Raw genomic sequence first — 17921 nt, 5'->3', positions numbered from 1 at the left:
GGGAGGGGTACGGGGGGCTCAGCCGGGCGGCCGACGGCCGCCCGGGTGCCCCGGACCGCCCGGGGGCGGGAGCAGATGGGGGCGTCCGCCGCCGCCACCGCCGGGCGGCGGCGGGAGCAGATGCGGCCGGCCACCGCCGCCACCGCCGGGCGGCGGCAGCAGGAGCGGCGCTCCGACGGGCTCCGGCACGGGAGCGGGGGAGGCCTCGGCGGGCGGGGCCGGAGGCCGGGAGAACTGGGTGCGGTACAGCTCCGCGTAGAGACCTCCGGCTTCGAGCAGTTCACCGTGGACTCCGCGTTCCACGATCCGTCCGCCGTCGACCACGAGGATCTGGTCGGCCTCCCGGACGGTGGAGAGCCGGTGGGCGATCACCAGCGAGGTGCGGCCCTCCAGCGCGGTCGACAGCGCGCGCTGCACCGCCGCCTCGGACTCGGAGTCCAGATGGGCGGTGGCCTCGTCGAGGACGACGACGGCGGGGGCCTTGAGGAGCAGCCGGGCGATCGCGATGCGCTGCTTCTCCCCGCCGGAGAAGCGGTGTCCCCGGTCGCCGACGACGGTGTCCAGACCGTCGGGGAGCGCCCGGATCAGTCCCCAGATCCGGGCCGCCTCACAGGCCTCGATCAGCTCGCGCTCACTCGCCCCGGGCCGGGCGTACTCCAGATTGGCGCGGAGCGTCTCGTGGAAGAGGTGCGCGTCCTGGGTGACCACGCCGACCGTCTCCCGCAGCGAGTCCAGGGAGAGATCGCGCAGATCGTGCCCGCCGATCCGGACGGTGCCCTCGTCCGGGTCGTACAGCCGGGGCACCAGCTGGGTCAGGGTGGTCTTGCCCGCGCCGGACGGGCCGACCAGGGCGGTGAGCTTCCCGGCGGGCGCGTGGAAGGTGATCCCGTCGAGCACCCGGGAGCCGTCGGCGCGCTCCGGCGCGGGGGCCGCGAACGACTCCAGCGAGGCGAGCGAGACCTCGGCGGCGGCCGGATAGCGGAAGGAGACCCCGGTGAACTCGATCCCGGGGGCCGGCGCGGTACCGGGCGCGGGCAGTGCGCGGGCCCCGGGATCTTCGGTGATCAGCGGTTTCAGATCGAGGACCTCGAAGAGCCGGTCGAAGCTGACGAGCGCCGTCATCACCTGGGCCTGCGCGTTGGACAGCTGGTTGATCGGCCCGAAGAGCCGGGTGAGCAGGGTGGCCAGGGCGACGAGGGTGCCGATCTGGAAGGCCCCGTCGATGACCAGGGAGCCGCCGAGACCGTAGGTGACCGCCGTGGCCAGCGAGGCGAGCAGGGTCACCGAGAGCAGCAGCAGCCGGGAGTACACCCCGGTGGTCACCCCGAGGTCGCGGACCCTGGCGGCGCGCTCGGAGAAGAGCCGGGTCTCGTCGGCGGGACGGCCGTAGAGCTTGGTGAGCTGTGCCCCGGCGACATTGAACCGCTCGTTGAGCATGCTGCCCATCTCGGCGTCCACCTGCATGGACTGCCGCAGCAGCCGCTGGAGCGCGCGCCCGACGACCCGGCCGGGGAGGATGAAGAAGGGCATGATCAGCAGGGCCAGCAGCCCGACGGCCCAGGAGAGGTAGAAGATGGTGCCGAGGACGAGCACCAGCACCAGCGAGCTGGACATCACCATCGACAGCAGCGAGGTCATCGCCTGCTGCGCGGCGACCACGTCCGTATTGAGCCGGCTGACCAGCGATCCGGTCTGGGCCCGGGTGAAGAAGGCGAGCGGCTGCCGCTGGACATGGGCGAACACGGCGGTGCGCAGATCGTAGACGAGCCCCTCGCTCACCCGGCCCGACAGCCGGCTCTCGGCGAGCCCGGCGGCTGCCTGGAGGATCGCGAGGCCGCCGACGAGCAGGGCCACCTGGGCGACGACGGCGGTGTCCCGGGGCAGGATGCCCTCGTCGATGAGGACTTTGAACAGCAGCGGAGTGGTGACGATCATCAGCGCGTCGAGCGCGGTGACGACCATCAGGACGGCCACGGTCCCGCGATAGGCCCTGAGGTACGGAAGGACGCGCTTGAGGGTGCCGGGGGTGATCCGCCGGGCGCTCTCCGGGGAGTCGGGGCCCATTCCGCCCCGGATCTGGATGAGGGGTCCCCCTCCGCCGATCATGAGACGGGGACCTCCGCCGCGTTCGCCGTTCCGCTCTCCTCCATGGCGGCGACCAGGCTGAGCGGGCGCATGTCCGTCCAGTTCCGCTCGGTGAATTCCAGACAGTCCGCCCGGGTCCCGGGTCCGTGCGCGACGATCCAGCCGTCCGGGACGTCCGCGAAGACGGGCCACAGGGAGTGCTGGCCCTCGTCGTTGACGAGCGCCAGAAAAGTGCCGTCCTCGTTGTCGAAGGGGTTGGCCATCGCACGTCCTTTCCTTGAGCACCGGATTGCCCGGAATTTTCGTCCAAGGAATCCATGGTGAAGTCGGCCGGATGTGAAAGGAATTGATTCCCGTGACCAAGCGTCACATGGTCCGCGCGGGCCGGACAAGGGATTGCGAAGCTGTCCGAGTGCGGATCTCAAAGGCGCGCCGAATTTCACCGTGTCCAAATGCTGTCCATCCGCACTTGGACGAGAAAGGGATTACCGCTCCCTAGACTTGGTACCCCTCCAGGGGGAGCATGAGATGGAGCGGCAGATCGGTTCTGCGCGACACGTCGAGCTTGCGGTAGACACGGGTCAGATGCTGTTCCACGGTGCTCATGGTGATGTGCAGCCGGTGGGCGATCTGCCGGTTGGTGTACCCGCCGGCCGCGAGTCCGGCGACGCGCCGTTCGGCCTCGCTCAGACCGGCGACGCGGCGCTCCGCCTCGCTGAGCCCGGCGAGCGGGTCGCTCTCCTCGTACGGGGCGGGCGGCAGCGGCTCCCGGGGGACGGTCAGCGGGGTGCGCAGCGGCACGAGGTCCTCGGCCCCGCACTCGGCGGCGAGCAGCCGGGCCCGCTGCCCCATGGCGCGGGCGGGCCCGTCGTGGCCCTGGGCGTCGTAGACCGCGCCGAGGTCGGTGAGGGCCCTGGCCAGCTCCAGCCGGTCGCCGGACTTCTCCAGCAGCCGCACGGCCGCGCCGAGCGCCTTGACCCGGGCGTGGGGTTCGCAGGCGGCGGCGAGCACCCGCAGGGTCATGCCGCGCGTCCGGAACTGGCCGGGCTTCAGCCGCTTGAGCTGTTCGCCCGCGAGCCGTCCGGCGGTGGCCGCGTCGCCGAGGGCGAGATGGGCCTCGGCGAGATCGGTGCGCCAGGACAGGAATCCGGGTACGTCGATTTCCCATCGGGTCATCAGTTCGCCGCAGGCCTGGAAATCGGCGAGGGCCGCCTGCGGGCGGTCGATCACCAGATAGTAGCGACCGCGTGCCTGGAGATAGGGAAGGCAACTCGGGGTGTGGAACATCGCGTCCGGGACCGGGGTGGCGAAGTACTCCTCGAACTCCTCGTGCCGGCCCCGGGCGGTCAGCGTCGCCAGCATGACCGAGAGCGGAATGCCCAGGGCGACGCCCCACCCCTGCGGGGTGATCAGCCCGAGTGCCTCATGGGCGAATTTCTCCGCCCTTTCCAGTTCGCCCCGGCGCAGATGGATCGCGGCGCGCAGGGACATGAAGAGGGCGTTGCCCAGGGGCAGTCCGTGGGCGACCGAGCGCGCGACGCGGTCGCAGGCGCGTTCCGCCCGGTCCAGTTCGTCGGTGTACATCAGCGCCGCGATCGCCGCCAGGGGCTTGAGCGTGCGGGTGCTGTGGCCGGGCTGCCGGAGGATGTGCTCGGCGCGGTCGATCGTCTCCCCGGGGTCGCCCGGGGGCAGCACTCCGGCCAGCAGGGCGGCGGTCTCGCGGGAGCGGGCCAGCGGCGAGGGGAGCGCCACGGGAGCGGTCCCACCGGCCGTCGCGGCCGGTACGGCGGGCGCGCGGGCCGGTTCCCCGTCGGCGGCGGGGCGGGCCAGCCCGGGGTAGCCGTACCGCAGCCACCACAGCGGGCCGCCGGGGCCGCAGGAGCGGGCGGCCGGATCCGGCGGGCCGTCCATCAGGCCGACCGCCTCGTCGACCCGGCCGAGCCAGAGCAGCCAGGAGACGGGCCGGACCGCGCTGGCCGCCGGGAGCCGGCCCTCGCCGATGGCCCGGATCAGACCGGGGAGCCGGCGGGCGGCGATCGCGGGGTCGAGCTGCCACTCGGCGCGGGCCAGATCCAGCAGCACGGCGGGCCGCTGCTCGTCCGCGCACTCCTGGAGGGCGAGCCGCAGACAGGCGATGGCGTGCGTGGGCTCCCCGTCGGACCAGGCCTGCCGGGCCGCGTCCCGCAGCACCTCGACGGCCCAGGGCTCGCCCGCCCGGTCGGCCGCGAGGAGTCTGCGCGCGACGACCCGCGCGGGCGCGCCGTGTCCGTGCAGCACCTGGGCCACCCGTACGTAGAGCGCGGTACGGGCCTGGGGGCGCATTCCGCCGAGCACGGCGGCGGGGACGGCGGGGTGGGCGAAGCCCTCGTCCCCGAGGAGTCCGGTGGCCCGGAGCGCGCCCCGGGCCAGGGAGATCGACTCGGCGTCGTACTGCACGAGTTCGCCCAGGGCCGCGTCCGAGGCGTCCTCGCCGAGGACGGCGGCGGCCCGGGCGAAGGCGCTGGCCTCGGAGTGGAAGAGACAGGTGAGGACGGCCTGCCGGAACGCCTCGCCGAAGACGAGCGAGGAGACGGGGGCGGGGGCGGCGGGATCGGTGCCCGGCGGTCCGTCCTGGAGCCCGGCGGCGTCCGGGAGTTCGGTCTCCGGTACGGGGACGGGCGGGGGTAAGAGTCCGGGGCGCGGGGCGAGGGTGTCCTCGATCAGGGCGTGCGCCAGCAGCGGATTGCCTCCGGTGGCGGTGTGGCACTCGGCCGCGAGGCGTTCGGCGGCGGGCGGCGCGAGGTGTCCGGCGAGCAGGGCGGCGACGCCCCGGGGCGAGAGCGGCTCCAGCCGCAGCCTGCGCGCGCCGGGTCTGCGCAGCAGCTCGGCGTGGAGCAGCGGGTGCGGGCGGGAGGTGCGCATGCACTGGGTGAGCACCAGCAGCAGCCGGGGGGCGGCGGCGCGGCGGACGAGATGGAGCAGGAGGTGCAGGGAGGCGGCGTCCGCGTGGTGGACGTCGTCGATCCCGATGACCAGCGGGGTGCGCCCGGCGGCGGCCAGCAGGACGGCCCCGAGCCCTTCGAGGATCCGGCCGGGGACCCGTACGGCCGCGTCGGGCTCCAGTCCCGGCCCGTGGGAGAGCGCGGCGAGCGCGCCCTCTCTCAGCAGCTGTTCGGCGCGCGCGGTCTCAACGGCGGTGAGCACGGGGCTCTGGAAGAGCCGGCCGACGGCGCTCAGCGGCAGCTCGCGCTCCACCCGGGAGGCGGAGGCCGCGAGGAAGACCCGGCCGGCCTCGGGGGCCCGGTCGGCGAAGGCGTGCAGCAGGCTGGTCTTCCCGACGGCCGCCGCGCCCTCGATCAGGACCACGCCGACCGGGCCCCGCTCGTCGGCGAGCGCCTCGGCCAAGAAACGGAGTTGCTCCGTCCGCTCCACCAGACTCATGCCGGCCATGTCCCCTCCCCCAAGCACCCGCCCCCCTGCCCGCGCGCACCCGCACCCCGTCCCGAATGAGCGGCGTCAGGGCCCGGGAGAGGCCGGCCGGCCACCGCTCGTGCTGACTCTCGCACCGCGAAGCCCCAAGGACAAACGTCTGTTTGCGGACTGTTTCGATCCCGAACACGCCGCCGGGCGCGCGCCCGGCCGGACCGGGAGCACCCCGCGCGTTCGCGCCGCGCACCGCGCGAACCCGGCCGCTCACAGCCGTCCCACAGTCAACCACCAGCCAGAACAGTCGAATTGCCCCCCGTTCGACCCGTACGGAACCCGGCATCGGCGGTGACCTTCCTGTGACGGTCCACGTGGTCTACTCCTCACGCAGGGCACCATTCCCGTCACCGTAAGTCCAGTCGACGTCAGGACCAGAGGAAATACGCCATCTGTTGAGGACACGTCTATGCAGCTGATCGAACGCGACCGAGAGCTGGCGACACTGCGGGCCCTGTTCGCCGGAAGTCTGGACGGCCGGGGCGCGGTGGTGCTCCTCAGCGGCGCGGTGGCCACCGGCAAGACCGCGCTGATGCGCGCCTTCGCCACCGGCGCGAGCGCGGCCGGGGCCCGCTTCCTCCAGGTCACCGCCGCGCCCGGCGACGCCGGAAACCGGCTCGGCGTGGTCCGCGGACTGCTGCGCTCGCTCGCCGCCGCCGACGGGAACCCCGACCCGGCCGGGACCGGCCCCAGGGCCGGAGCGAGAGCCGGGGCCGAGACCACGGCGGACGCCCTGCGCGGCTTCTGCGACACCCTGCTCACCCGCTCCGCCCGCACCCCGCTGATCGTCGGGGTCGACGACGCGCACCACGCCGACCCGGCCTCCCTGCGCTGTCTGCTGGCGCTCGCGCACCGATTACCGTCCGCCCGGATCCTGCTGATCCTCACCGAACGCCCCGGCGGCTGGCCGGACCACCCCCTGCTCCACGCCGAGCTGAGGGGCCGCCCGCACTGCGCCCGGCTCACCCTGCGGCTGCTCTCGCCCGCCGGGCAGGCCCGGCTGCTCGCCGACCGGCTCGGCACCGCCACCGCCATCCGCCTCTCCGCCGTCAGCCACCCGCTCACCGGCGGCAACCCCCTGCTGGTGCGCGCCCTGCTCACCGACCACCCGGTGCTCGGCCCCGGCAAGGTCGAGACCGTCGTGGGGCCCGCGTTCACCCAGGCGTGGACCGGCTGTCTGCACCGGGGGGAGCCGGGGCTCCACGAGGTCGCCCAGGCCCTGGCCGTCCTGCGCGAACCCGCGCCGCCCGGCGTGCTCGGCAGGCTCCTCGGCATGGACACGGAGTACGTCACCCACCTCCTCTCCTCGATGAACGCGGCGGGCCTGCTCGACGGCGGCCGGTTCCGCCACCCGGCGCTGCGCACCGCGCTGCTCGACGCCATGGGCCCCCGGCGGCGCGCCGCGCTCCACACCCACGCCGCCGGCCTCCTGCACGACCAGGGCCACACCGCCCCCGCCGTGGCCGGCCACCTCCTCGCCGCCTTCGACGCCGCGCCCGCCGGGGAACGCCCGGCCGCGCTCCGGGAGCCGTGGGCCGCCACCGTGCTGCACGAGGCCGCGAGCCGCGCCGGGGCCGACGGCGAGCGGCGGTTCGCGCTGGACTGCTACCGCCGGGCGTACGAGATCTGCCCGGACGGCCCCCGGCGGACCCTGGCCGCGAGCGCGCTCGCCGAGGCCCAGTGGCGCACCGAGCCCGCCGCCGTGCTCCCCCTCCTCCCCGCGCTCTCCGACGCGGCCCTCGACGGCACCCTGGACGAGCGGTCCACCCGCTCGCTCCTCGCCCGGCTGCTCTGGTTCGGGCGGACCGGCGAGGCCGCCGAACTGCTGCGGACCGGCGGGGCCACGGCCGGACCGGCCGCCGCCGCCGAGTGGGAGGCCATGGGCCTGCTGATGGCCTGCGCCTGCCCCGGCCTGCTCGAAGCCGTCCCCCGGTCCCGGCCCGAAGCCGTCCCCGGCACCGCCGCGCCCCCCGGACCGGCGGGCGGCGGAGCGCACCCGCCGTCGGCCGGGCCCCGGCTGCGCGCGGCGGACGCCCTGTCGGCCGCGCTGACCGGCGCGCCAGGACCCACCGCCCGGGAGGGCGCGGAACACGTGCTGCGCGAGACCCGGCTCGGCGAGGCCTCCGCCGGCCATGTGCTCGCCGCCCTCGCCGCGCTCATCTACGACGACCGCCCGGCCGAGGCCGCCCGCTGGTGCGACCCGCTGCTCAAGGAGGCCGCCACCCGGGGCGACGCGGTGGGCCACGCCCTGCTGGAGTCCGCCCGCGCGGTGATCTCGCTGCGCCAGGGCGAGCTGGCGGCGGCCGAGGCCCGCGCCGGGGACGCGCTGGCGCGGATCTCCCCCGCGAGCTGGGGAGTCGCGGTCGCCGTCCCGATCTCGGTGGCCGTCCTCGCCGCCACCGCGACGGGCCGGCACGAGGAGGCCGCCGCCCACCTCGCCCGCCCGGTCCCCGACGCCCTCTTCGAGACCCCCTGCGGACCGCACTACCTCCAGGCCCGGGGCCGGCACCGGCTCGCCACCGGCCGCCCGCGCGAGGCCCTGCGCGACTTCACCGACTGCGGCGAGGCCATGGAGTCCTGGGGCTTCACCGCCCCCGCGCTCGTCCCCTGGCGCGGCGAGGCGGCCCAGGCCCTGCTGGAGCTGGGCGAGACCGCGCGCGCCGCCCAGCTGATCGGCGAACAGCTCGCGCTGCTGCGCCCCGGCCCCTCCAGGACCCGGGGGATCTCGCTGCGCGTCCAGGCCCTGACAGCCCCGCTGACCGAGCGGCTGAATCCGCTGCGGGAGTCGGCGGCCCTGCTGGAACGCTGCGGCGACCGGTACGAACTGATGCTGGCGCTCACCGACCTCAGCCACACCCAGCACGCGCTGGGGGCCCACGACGAGGCCTTCGTCTCCGCCCGGGGCGCGCACCGCCTCGCCCGGCGCTACGGCCTGGCGGGCCCCGGGCCCGCCCCCGGCGGCGAGCCCGAGAACCGCCCCCCGGCCCCCGGAGCGCCCGGAACGGCCCCGGAGCGCCCCCCGGCCGCCGCCCGGGGCGAACTGACCGAGGCCGAACGGAAGGTGGCCGCACTGGCGGCGCACGGCCACACCAACCGTCAGATCGCCGAGACCCTCCTCGTCACGGTCGGCACCGTCGAACAGCACCTGACCAGGGTCTACCGCAAACTCCAGGTGAACCGCCGCACCGAGCTGCGCCCCCGGCTGCGGATCTCCCCGGTGTAGCCCCTGCGGGGGGCACGAAGACGGCGTCGCCCGCCCCGGAGCCGGGAAGAACTCCCGGGCCACCCGCACAGGCCCGGGGGCCTCGTCACCCCCCGCGCCCGCCCCAAGGACAGGCCTCGGAACCTCCCGGGAGTACACCCAGAGGCCCGGGGCCCCTGGCGGCACTCCCCCTGGCTCTGCCGGAGGCACCTCTCACCGCCCGCCGCCCCCGCCGCCCCCGACGCTCTCGTACGAGAGCTGCTCCGGGCGCGGCGCGGCGGCGGCCCGCCGCCGGGCGAGCCACACCACGGCCGCCCAGAGCAGCAGCGGAAGCAGCAGGCTCTGGGCCCCGACGGCGAGCCAGAAGCCGGAGGCGCTGCCCGCGTCCTCGGCGGCGGCGTACAGCGGGCCGCCGAGGAGGGCGGCGGCGAAGGCCCCGATCCCGGCCGCGAGGCGCTGGCGGCCGAAGACGGTCGCGGCGGGCTCGCGGGAGCGGTCCAGCGCCTCCAGGTCGTTGCGGAGGAAGAGGACGGTCTCCACCAGGCCCAGCGTCAGCACGCCCGCCGCGATGCCCACCGGTCCGCCGGTCGCGATGGCCAGCATCCCGAGCGCCATCGCGCCGAACCCGAGCCGCAGGGCCCGGGGGTAGCGCAGTCCGGCGATCCACCCGGCGAGCAGCGGCTGCGCGGCGACGATCACCAGCGAGTACCCCGTGAGGAGGACGGCGTAGTACGCGGTGGAGGTGCGGCCGACCGCGAACAGCGCGATGTAGTGCTGGAAGAACATGAAGACGTAGACGGAGAGCAGGGTGTACGCGAAGGGCGGCAGCAGCCGCGCCACCACCGCGCCCCTGCTCCCGGCCCCCTTCTCCGGCTCGGCGACGGACTCGGCCACGGGCTCGGCCACGGGCTCGGCCACGGGCTCGGCGGGTGCCGCCGGGGCGTCCGTCACCCCCGGCAGCGCCGCGTGCGCGATCCCCACCACCGCGAACAGCGCGGCGACGGCGGTGAACAGGGCGGCGGTCGACCCGAGGACGAAGGGCGCGGCGGCCAGCGGCCCGAGCGCCATCCCCGCGTTGAACGCCGATCCGCTCGCCGCGAGCAGCCCCGGCCTGCGCTCGGCCGGGCACCCCGCCACCAGATAGGCCTTGTTGGCGGGGAGGTAGAGCGCCGCCCCGGTCGAGACCAGGAAGAGCGCCGCCACGGCGAGCGCGGGCCGGTCCATCCCCGGGACGAAGCAGGCGAACCCGGCGGTCCGTATCCCGATCGCCACCAGCATGGTGGCCCGCAGCCCGATCCGGGCGGCCAGCGCCGCCCCGACGACCCCGCCGCTGAACTGCACCAGCGAGGCCACCGCGAGCACCACTCCGACGAAGCCGAGGCCGAAGCCCCAGCGTTCGTGGAGCAGCACGGACATGAACGGCAGTACGGCGAAGCTGCCGAGGGTGATGAGAAAGGAGGCCCCGAGCAGCAGGAACTGGGGCCAGGTGACCCGTCTCACGACCCGGCGGCCGACTTCATGACCGGCCGTACGGAGGTGGCCGCGCTCCACGCCCGGTGCTGGGCGAGTTCGGCGGTGGCGGCCTCGGCGAGGACCATTCCGGTGCAGCCGCGCTGGTCGCCGAGGTCGGGCACCTCGTCGCCCGCCGCCCGTACCGGGTACCACTGGACGGAGCCGGGGTAGGCGTCGAGACCGTCGAGACCGTCCCAGCCGTTCAGCACCCCGGGCAGCTCCGGGTAGACCAGCACGAAGGCGACGGCCGGGCCGTCGGCGGCCGTGTCCGTGTCCGTGCCCGTGTCCGTGTCCGTGTCCGTGTCCAGCAGCGCGGGTCTGCGGCCGAGGGTGACGTCGATCAGCGCCTCGTACACATTGACCCGCAGCGAGCGGCAGAGCGCCTCGCCGATGAGCGCGCCGCCGATCCTGCGGTTGATCTCGACGAGTTCGGGGCCCTCGGCGGTGAGGACGAACTCGACGTGGGCGAAGCCCTGGTCGTGGCCCGCCGCCGCCAGGGCCGCGCCGACCCAGCGCGCGATCCCGTCCCGCTCGTCCTCGGGGAGCGCGACCGGGAAGGCCGCGCCCTCCTCCCGTACGGCGGGGGTGCGGGAGGTCAGCCGGCTGGAGACGCCGAGGAGCCGGGTCTCGCCCGCCCAGCTCAGGGTCTCCGCGCTGTAGAGCGGCCCGGCGAGGAAGGGTTCGGCGAAGAGCCGGCCCTTGAGGGTGGCTCCGGCGGCCTCGGCGAGCGCGGTGTGCAGGGCCTCGGCGTCCCGGACGATCCACACGCCCCGGGAGGAGGTGCCCGAGGAGTCCTTCAGCACGGCGGGCAGCCCGATCTCCTCGATCACCCGCTCCGCGCTGTCGGGAGCCGCGTCGACGGCGAGCGCGGTCCGGCCGCTGACTCCCGCCCGGTGCAGCGCCCGCCGTACCTCCGACTTGTCGCGCAGCAGCCGCACGGCGGCCGGGTCGGGCCCGGGGAGGCCGTACTCGGCGGCGAGTTCGGCGGCCGGGGTGGACCAGGTGTCGGTGGTGTTGATCAGCCCGGCGAGGTCGGCGACGCCGCTCAGCACCCGGCGTACGGCGTCCTGGTCGGTGGTGTCGACATCGGCGATGTCGAGGGCGTCGGCGGGGAGTTCGGCCAGCTCGTGGCGGTAGACGGACCGGTCGGACGTGAGCAGGAGGAGGCGGTGGCCGCGCGCGGCGGCGGCCTCGACGGTTCTGGCGATCCCGAAGGAGAGCGATTCGAGCGAGGCGATGGTCATCGGGTGCTCCCGGCGGTCGGAGTGGTCTCGGCTGCGGCGTCCGCCCGGGACGGCCCGCCCGCGTGAACGCCCACGGCGGCCCGGCCTCCCCCGGCGGTCCCGGCCCCGGCCGCGTTCACCGGGGAGAGCCCCTGCGGAACGACGGCCTCGACCCGCCCGGCGGAGTCGACCCGCGCGCCCGGGGGCGCGGAGCGCCCCGCCCATTCCATCACCGCCCACGGCGGGCGCAGTTCGTCCAGCTCCGCGATGTGCTCCGGCTTCAGCGACTCGGGGTCGAGCGCCTCCTCGTGCCGGGCGAACACCCGCTCCGCGTACCGGTGTCCGGTGTCGGCCCCGAGCACCAGCAGATTGGCCCCGGGGTCGCGGCGCGCCTCCCAGTCCGCGACGAGGTGCGCGGCTCCGGTGGAGAGCCCGGCGAAGACCGCGTGGCGGCGCAGCAGTCCGACCGCCCCGGCCATGGCGTGCCGGAAGTCGAGCCAGTGGATGGTGTCGTACAGCTCGTGGCGGACATTGCCGAAGGGGATCGAGCTGCCGATCCCGGCGATGATCGCGTCCGGGTCGTTGAATCCCTCGCTGCCGAAGGTGACGCTCCCGAAGGGCTGTACGCCCACCAGCCGCACCCGGCGTCCGGCGGCGCGCAGCGCCTCGGTGAGTCCTCCGGTGGACGAGCCGGTGCCGACCGCGCCGACGACGGTGATCGGCCCCTCCGGCAGCGCGCCGGCGGCCAGCTCGGCGAGCTCGCGGTATCCGGCGTAGTGCACCCCGTCGTGGTACTGCCGCATCCAGTGGAAGTCCGGCCGCTCCTTCAGCAGGGCGCGGACATGCCGTACGCGCCTCTCCTGGTCGAGCAGCAGACTGGTGGAGGGCGGCATCTGGTCCACGGTCACGCCGAGAACTTCGAGTTGGGCGCGCATGGTGGCGTCCACGGTGGTGGAGGCCACGATGTGGCACTTCAGGCCGTAGCGGTGGCAGGCCATGGAGAGCGCGAGCGCATAGATCCCGCTGGAGCTGTCCACCAGTGTCTGACCGGGTAATACCTTCCCGGAGTCGAGCAGCGCGCGGACCGCCCCCAGGGCGGCGTACACCTTCATCGTCTCGAACCGGGCCAGGACGACGGAACCTGAGAGCCGGATGAAGGCGGGGTCCTTGAGGGCATCGGTGATGTGCTCGTGGACGGGTATGGAGGGCTGAGCCATGGTGTTACAGGTCTCCTAGAGTCTGCGGGGTTCCTCGGCCCGGCTCATGACGTACGTCCCTGGACGATGAGCCTGCGCGAGTGGTGGTCGTAGGGGCCCCCGTCGAAATCGCCGAAGATCTCCACGTCGGTGAAACCGGCCTCGACGAAGAGGTCGTGGAGTTCGGCGGCGCTGTAGAGAAAGGAGTGGATGGTGGAGGTGCGGGCGGTGTCGCCGCGCACCAGGGTCCAGTCGGTGCGCAGCCGCCGCCAGGAGTCGAGGACGGTGTCGCGCTGCACGACGTACGAGCCGTCCGGCAGGTCGACGGCCTGCGGGCGGCCGATCCAGCCCGCGAGGACCTCTTTGCCCATGACGTCGACCAGCAGCCGCCCGCCGGGCGCGAGGCTGCGGCGCGCGTTGCGCAGGACCTGGAGGTTGTCGGCCGGGTCGGTGAAGTAGCCGAAGGAGGTGAAGACGTTGAGGATCACGTCGTAGCCGCCGGGCTCGGTGTAGTCGAGCATGTCGGCGCGGATCAGCTCGACCTCGGCCCCGGCGCGGTCGCAGGCCTCGCGGGCGCGCTCCAGCATGGCGGGGCTGAGGTCCACTCCGGTGACCCGGTAGCCGCGTTCGGCGAGCGGTACGAGGAAGAGGCCGGGGCCGCAGCAGAGGTCGAGGACCCGGGAGCCGGCCGGGAAGTCGAGGAGGGCCTTGTCGCGGACGAGCGCGGCGACGGTGTCGGCCCGATCCCCGGAGAACATCGCGGGTGCGAAGTCGACCCATAAGCCGTCGTCCGCGTACCACTCCTGCGAGGGTTCCTCCCCCAGGTCCCCGGCGCTTGCGTCACTTACGTCCCGTACTTCCCGCACGTTTTGCTCCTGCGCATCGCTTGTCACATGAACCTCCCTACCCCAGCCGTCACCCGAGTAGTCGGATGGTGACGGCCTGGAGTTCCCCAGACATTGCGTGCACGGCTCATCTGCTCTTGCAATCGGCCGTATCGGCGTGCCTCACGCCAAAGCGGGACATAAGTAGAGAATATCCACAGTGTCCTTTCCTGTGGCGCGATCGACCCGATCGCCGACGTCGGTCGGGAGTCCAGATGCCGGAGCCGCACGCCCCCGACTCCCCGCCCGCGCGCCCCCCTGCGGGCGTCCTGCGCAGGACCGGCGAGTGGTGCGCCCGGCACGCGGTCGTCGTCATCGTGCTGTGGCTCGCCGCCCTCGCCGGGCTCCAGGTGCTGCACCACACCTACGGCGGCGAGTACTCCGACGACTTCGCGCTCCCCGGCGCCCAGTCGCAGAAGGGGCTGGACGTCCTCACCGAGCACGCCCCGGCCGCCGCCGGGTACAGCGCGCAGATCGTCCTGCACGACGGCGACCACCCGCTGACGGACGCCGCCGGCCCGATCGCCTCCGTCACCGGGAACCTCCAGAAGCTCCCCGACGTGCTCTCGGCGCAGAACCCGCTCTCCGTCCCCAGCGCCCCCGGCGTCGGCCCGCTCTCCGCCGACGGCAAGACCGCCTACATCACCGTCCGGTTCGACGTCTCGCCGTCCACCCTCGGCGAGGAGTACCTCCACGGCGTGGACGACGCCGTCGAACCGCTGCGGGCGGCGGGCGTCGAGGTCGAGTACGGCGGCCAGCTCGGCGAACTCGCCCGCCCCATGGCCGACGACCGCACCAGCGAGGTCATCGGCTTCGCCGTCGCGATCGTCGTCCTGCTCATCGGCTTCGGCAGCGTCGCCGCCGCCGTACTGCCGCTGATCACCGCCGTCGTCTGCGTCGTCTGCGGACTGGCCCTGCTGGGGCTGCTCGCCGCCGCGTTCACCTTCGCCACCGTCTCGCCCACCCTGGCCACGATGATCGGCCTCGGCGTCGGCATCGACTACGCCCTCTTCCTCGTCACCCGGCACCGCCAGAACCTCATGAACGGCGACGACCCGGTGACCGCCGCCGGGAAGGCCACCGCCACCAGCGGGCACGCCGTGCTGCTCTCCGGCTGCACGGTGATCATCGCGCTCTCCGGGCTCTGGGTCTCCGGCATCAGCTTCATCGGCAAACTGGGGCTGGCCGCCGCCGTCACCGTCGTCACCGCCGTCATCGGCTCGATCACGCTCGTACCCGCCCTCCTCGGCCTGATCGGCCGTCATATCGACCGGCTGCGGGTCCGCACCCCCATCGCCGAGACGGACGCCGAGCCCGGCGAGGCGGTGCAGGGCGGCTGGCACCGGTACGCGATGCGGGTGCAGCGGCGGCCCTGGTGGTATCTGACCGGCGGGGTCGCCGTCCTCGCCGTGCTCGCCTTCCCCCTCTTCTTCATCCAGCTCGGCCACATCAGCGACGAGGCCGACCCCACGTCCTTCACCGACCGGCGCGCCTTCGACCTGATGTCCTCGGCCTTCGGCCCCGGCTCCAACGGCCCGCTGACCCTCGTCATCGACCAGTCCGCCGTCCCGCTCCAGGACCGGTCCGCGCTGGCGGCGAAGGCCCAGCAGACCCTCGCCCACGTCCCGGACACGGCCACGATCACCCCGCTGGCCCCGAGCCCCGACGACGACGTCCTGATCGCCACCGCCTACTCCGTCGCCTCCCCCCAGGACGAGCGGACCACCGACCTCGTCAACCGCCTCATCGAGGACACCCTCCCCCAGGCGGTCTCCGGCACCGCCGCCCACGGCTACGTCGCCGGCAACACCGCCGCCCAGGTCGACTTCCTCGACATCGTCTCCCACCGCCTCCCGGTGATCATCGCGGTCGTCGTCGGCCTCGCCTTCCTCGTGATCCTCATCGTCTTCCGGGGGCTCCTCGTCGCGGTCAAGGCCGCCGTCCTCAACGTCCTCTCGATCGCGGCCTCCTACGGAGTGGTCGTCGCCGTCTTCCAGTGGGGCTGGGGCGGGCCCGCGCTCGGCGTCGCGGGGGAAGTGCCCATCGAGAGCTACGTACCGATGATGATGTTCGCGATCGTCTTCGGCCTGAGCATGGACTACGAGATCTTCCTGCTCTCCCGCATCCACGAGGCCTGGCTGCGCACCGGCGACCCCCGCGCGAGCGTGGCCCACGCCCTGGAGATCACCGCCCGCGTCATCACCTGCGCCGCCCTCATCATGGTCAGCGTCTTCGCCGCCTTCGTCATCAGCGACAACATCGTGGTGAAGATGCTCGGCCTCGGCCTCGCCGCGAGCGTCCTCATCGACGCCACCGTCGTACGCCTCCTCCTGGTGCCCGCCGTGATGACCCTGCTGGACGAGCGGGCCTGGTGGACCCCGCGATGGCTCGACCGGATCATGCCCCACCTGGAGGCGGAGGGCCACGACGACGGACCGAGGCCCTCCGGGGTCTGACCTTCTAAGGCTTCGCGTCGCGCCCGTGCGCGCACACCGAGTGCCGCGCCCCGCCGTTCCCGCCCGTACGGGCCGCCGCCTCCGTCCCCGCCCGTACCGCCTTCCCGGCCGCCGACTCCGCCTCGTACACCGGCACCCCGCCCGCCAGCGTCAGCCGCACCCGCGTCCCGCTGATCTCCCGCACCGGCACCCGGGTCACATCCCGGTCCAGCACGATCAGATCCGCCCGCCGCCCCGGCGTCAGCCTCCCGGTCCGGCGCTCCAACCGGAGCTGGTACGCGGCCCCCGAGGTGTGCGCCCGCAGACTCGCGGCCCGCGAGACGCCCTCCAGCTCCGGGTGGAGCGGGCCCTGCGTCGCCCCCTCGCCCTCGCGGTCGACCGCCGTACGGATCTGGTTCCACACCGCCAGCGGATCCACCGGCCAGTCCGAGCCCCCGGCCAGCACCGCCCCGGCGCGCTCCAGACCGCGCGCCGGATACAGCCGCCGGTGCCGCTGCTCGCCGATGTACGGGAGCAGCGCGTCCACCGTCCAGGTGTCGCGGATCGCCCATTGCAGCTGCATGTTCGCCACCACTCCGAGCCGCTGGAACCGCCCGAGGTCGGCCGGGTGCACCAGCTGGAGATGGGTGATCGTGTGCCGGTTGCCCCGGCGGCCGTTGGCGCGCAGCGCGGCCTCGTAGCCGTCGAGCGCGGTGCGCACGGCCCGGTCGCCGATCGCGTGCGTGTGCACCTGCCAGCCGTGCCGGTCGAAGAGCACCGCCAGCCGCGCGAACTCGGCGGGCGTCGCCCACAGCTCGCCCCGGTTGGCGGTCGGCCGCCCCTCGCCGTCGAGATACGGCTCCAGCAGCGCGGCCGTCGGGTCGGGGTGCTCGATCACCCCGTCCAGGAACACCTTCACCGCGCCGACGCTCAGCCCCGGCACCCCCCGGTACGCCGCGCGCAGCTCCCGCGCCCACTCCAGCGCGCCCGCCGGGTCCTTCACCGTCTCGGCGTCCAGCGCCACGGCGACGGCGACCCGCTGCGGCAGCCGTCCCGCGCGCGCCAGCGCGGCGTACGCGCCCAACTCACCGTGCGCCACCGCCGCATCGAAGACCGTGGTCACCCCCTGCGCGGCGGCCCGCGCGAGCACGGTGGCGCAGGCCTCCCGCACCATCGCCTCGGGGAAGTCCGGCACCAACCCGGTGACCAGTGCCTTCGCCTCGTCCTTCAGCAGCCCGGTCGGCTCCCCGCCCGGCCCCCGGACGATCTCGCCGCCGGGCGGATCCGGCGTCGCGGCGGTGATCCCCTCCAGATCGAGCGCCCGCCTGCTCGCGAGCGCGGTGTGTCCGTCCCCGCCGACCAGCACCACGGGCCTGCGCGTCGGCAGCGCGTCCAGGATGCTGTGGTGCGCGACCGTGCCGGCGGGCAGCAGCCCCACCGGATTCCAGTCCTCCACCACCAGCCAGCCGTCCGGCTCCCTCCCCGGCTCCGCCGCCAGGAACCCGCCCACCAGCTCCCGCAACTCCCCCACCGTCAGCTCCCGGTGCCCGAGCGAGGGGCTCAGCGACCGCACCGCCGCCATCACCGGATGCGCGTGCCCGTCCACGATCCCGCTCATCACCGTCCCCCCGCCGGCGTCCACCACCTCCGTGTCCCTCCCCGCGAACCTCCTCCTGATCTCCCCCGACCCCCCGACCCCGGCGATCCGCCCGTCCCGCCCCACCGCGACCGCCTCCGCCATCCCTCCGCGCGCCCCGGTCACCACCCGCGCGTTGTGCACCACGAGCGCGGCGGACCGCCTCGGCGCGGCGGCGGCGGGCTTTCCGGGGGACGCGAGGACAGTGGCGGCGGTGAGGGCGGTGGCGGTCGTGAGGAGTCGGCGTCGGGGGAGTTCAGAAGTCATGAAACAGCATCTTTAACGC

Annotated in this window: 10 protein-coding genes; 2 read left to right on the top strand and 8 right to left on the bottom strand. The window is 74.4% G+C overall.

Annotated elements, in window-relative coordinates:
- Positions 1 to 18: 18 nt before the first annotated feature.
- From ABD371_RS13535 to ABD371_RS13525, 3 genes are all read right to left on the bottom strand, one after another.
- Complete coding sequence (locus ABD371_RS13535; RefSeq protein WP_344476354.1) at positions 19 to 2106, bottom strand: ABC transporter ATP-binding protein; 2088 nt, start codon at positions 2104 to 2106, stop codon at positions 19 to 21.
- Positions 2103 to 2348, bottom strand: coding sequence for an MbtH family protein (locus ABD371_RS13530; RefSeq protein ID WP_344476352.1), 246 nt, complete (start codon positions 2346 to 2348; stop codon positions 2103 to 2105). Before ABD371_RS13530 ends, ABD371_RS13535 begins: the two co-directional genes overlap by 4 nt.
- A 232-nt stretch (positions 2349 to 2580) precedes the next feature.
- A complete protein-coding gene (locus ABD371_RS13525) occupies positions 2581 to 5514 on the bottom strand; it encodes a helix-turn-helix transcriptional regulator (protein ID WP_344476350.1) in 2934 nt (977 codons plus the stop codon).
- A 442-nt stretch (positions 5515 to 5956) separates the two neighbouring features.
- On the opposite strand from ABD371_RS13525, the gene ABD371_RS13520 reads away from it, so the two are divergent.
- Complete coding sequence (locus tag ABD371_RS13520) at positions 5957 to 8770, top strand: helix-turn-helix transcriptional regulator (protein WP_344476348.1); 2814 nt, start codon at positions 5957 to 5959, stop codon at positions 8768 to 8770.
- A gap of 192 nt (positions 8771 to 8962) precedes the next feature.
- Here ABD371_RS13520 and ABD371_RS13515 read toward each other — a convergent pair whose 3' ends face one another.
- From ABD371_RS13515 to ABD371_RS13500, 4 genes are read right to left on the bottom strand one after another with little or no spacing between them, the layout of a single operon-like run.
- Positions 8963 to 10249, bottom strand: a complete 1287-nt coding sequence (locus ABD371_RS13515; RefSeq protein WP_344476346.1) for an MFS transporter — start codon at positions 10247 to 10249, stop codon at positions 8963 to 8965.
- Positions 10246 to 11505, bottom strand: coding sequence for an ATP-grasp domain-containing protein (locus ABD371_RS13510; protein ID WP_344476343.1), 1260 nt, complete (start codon positions 11503 to 11505; stop codon positions 10246 to 10248). The genes ABD371_RS13515 and ABD371_RS13510 overlap by 4 nt, the downstream gene beginning before the upstream one ends.
- On the bottom strand, positions 11502 to 12701 hold the full coding sequence (locus tag ABD371_RS13505; RefSeq protein ID WP_344476341.1) for a pyridoxal-phosphate dependent enzyme: 1200 nt from the start codon (positions 12699 to 12701) through the stop codon (positions 11502 to 11504). The genes ABD371_RS13510 and ABD371_RS13505 overlap by 4 nt, the downstream gene beginning before the upstream one ends.
- 44 nt (positions 12702 to 12745) lie before the next feature.
- Complete coding sequence (locus ABD371_RS13500; protein WP_344476561.1) at positions 12746 to 13504, bottom strand: class I SAM-dependent methyltransferase; 759 nt, start codon at positions 13502 to 13504, stop codon at positions 12746 to 12748.
- Positions 13505 to 13779: 275 nt separating this feature from the next.
- Between ABD371_RS13500 and ABD371_RS13495 the strand changes: the two genes are divergently transcribed.
- Entirely contained in the window at positions 13780 to 16020 is a 2241-nt protein-coding gene (locus tag ABD371_RS13495; RefSeq protein WP_344476339.1) for an MMPL family transporter, read from the top strand.
- A gap of 4 nt (positions 16021 to 16024) precedes the next feature.
- On the opposite strand, the gene ABD371_RS13490 is transcribed toward ABD371_RS13495, so the two are convergent.
- Positions 16025 to 17902: an amidohydrolase gene (locus ABD371_RS13490; RefSeq protein WP_344476337.1), complete on the bottom strand. Its 1878-nt coding sequence runs from the start codon at positions 17900 to 17902 to the stop codon at positions 16025 to 16027.
- Positions 17903 to 17921: the final 19 nt, after the last annotated feature.

Source organism: Streptomyces amakusaensis (assembly GCF_039532665.1).
In the GTDB taxonomy this organism is placed as follows: domain Bacteria; phylum Actinomycetota; class Actinomycetes; order Streptomycetales; family Streptomycetaceae; genus Streptomyces; species Streptomyces amakusaensis.
The sequence above is the reverse complement of the archived record's forward strand: the minus strand, read 5'-3'. Positions and strand labels throughout refer to the sequence as shown.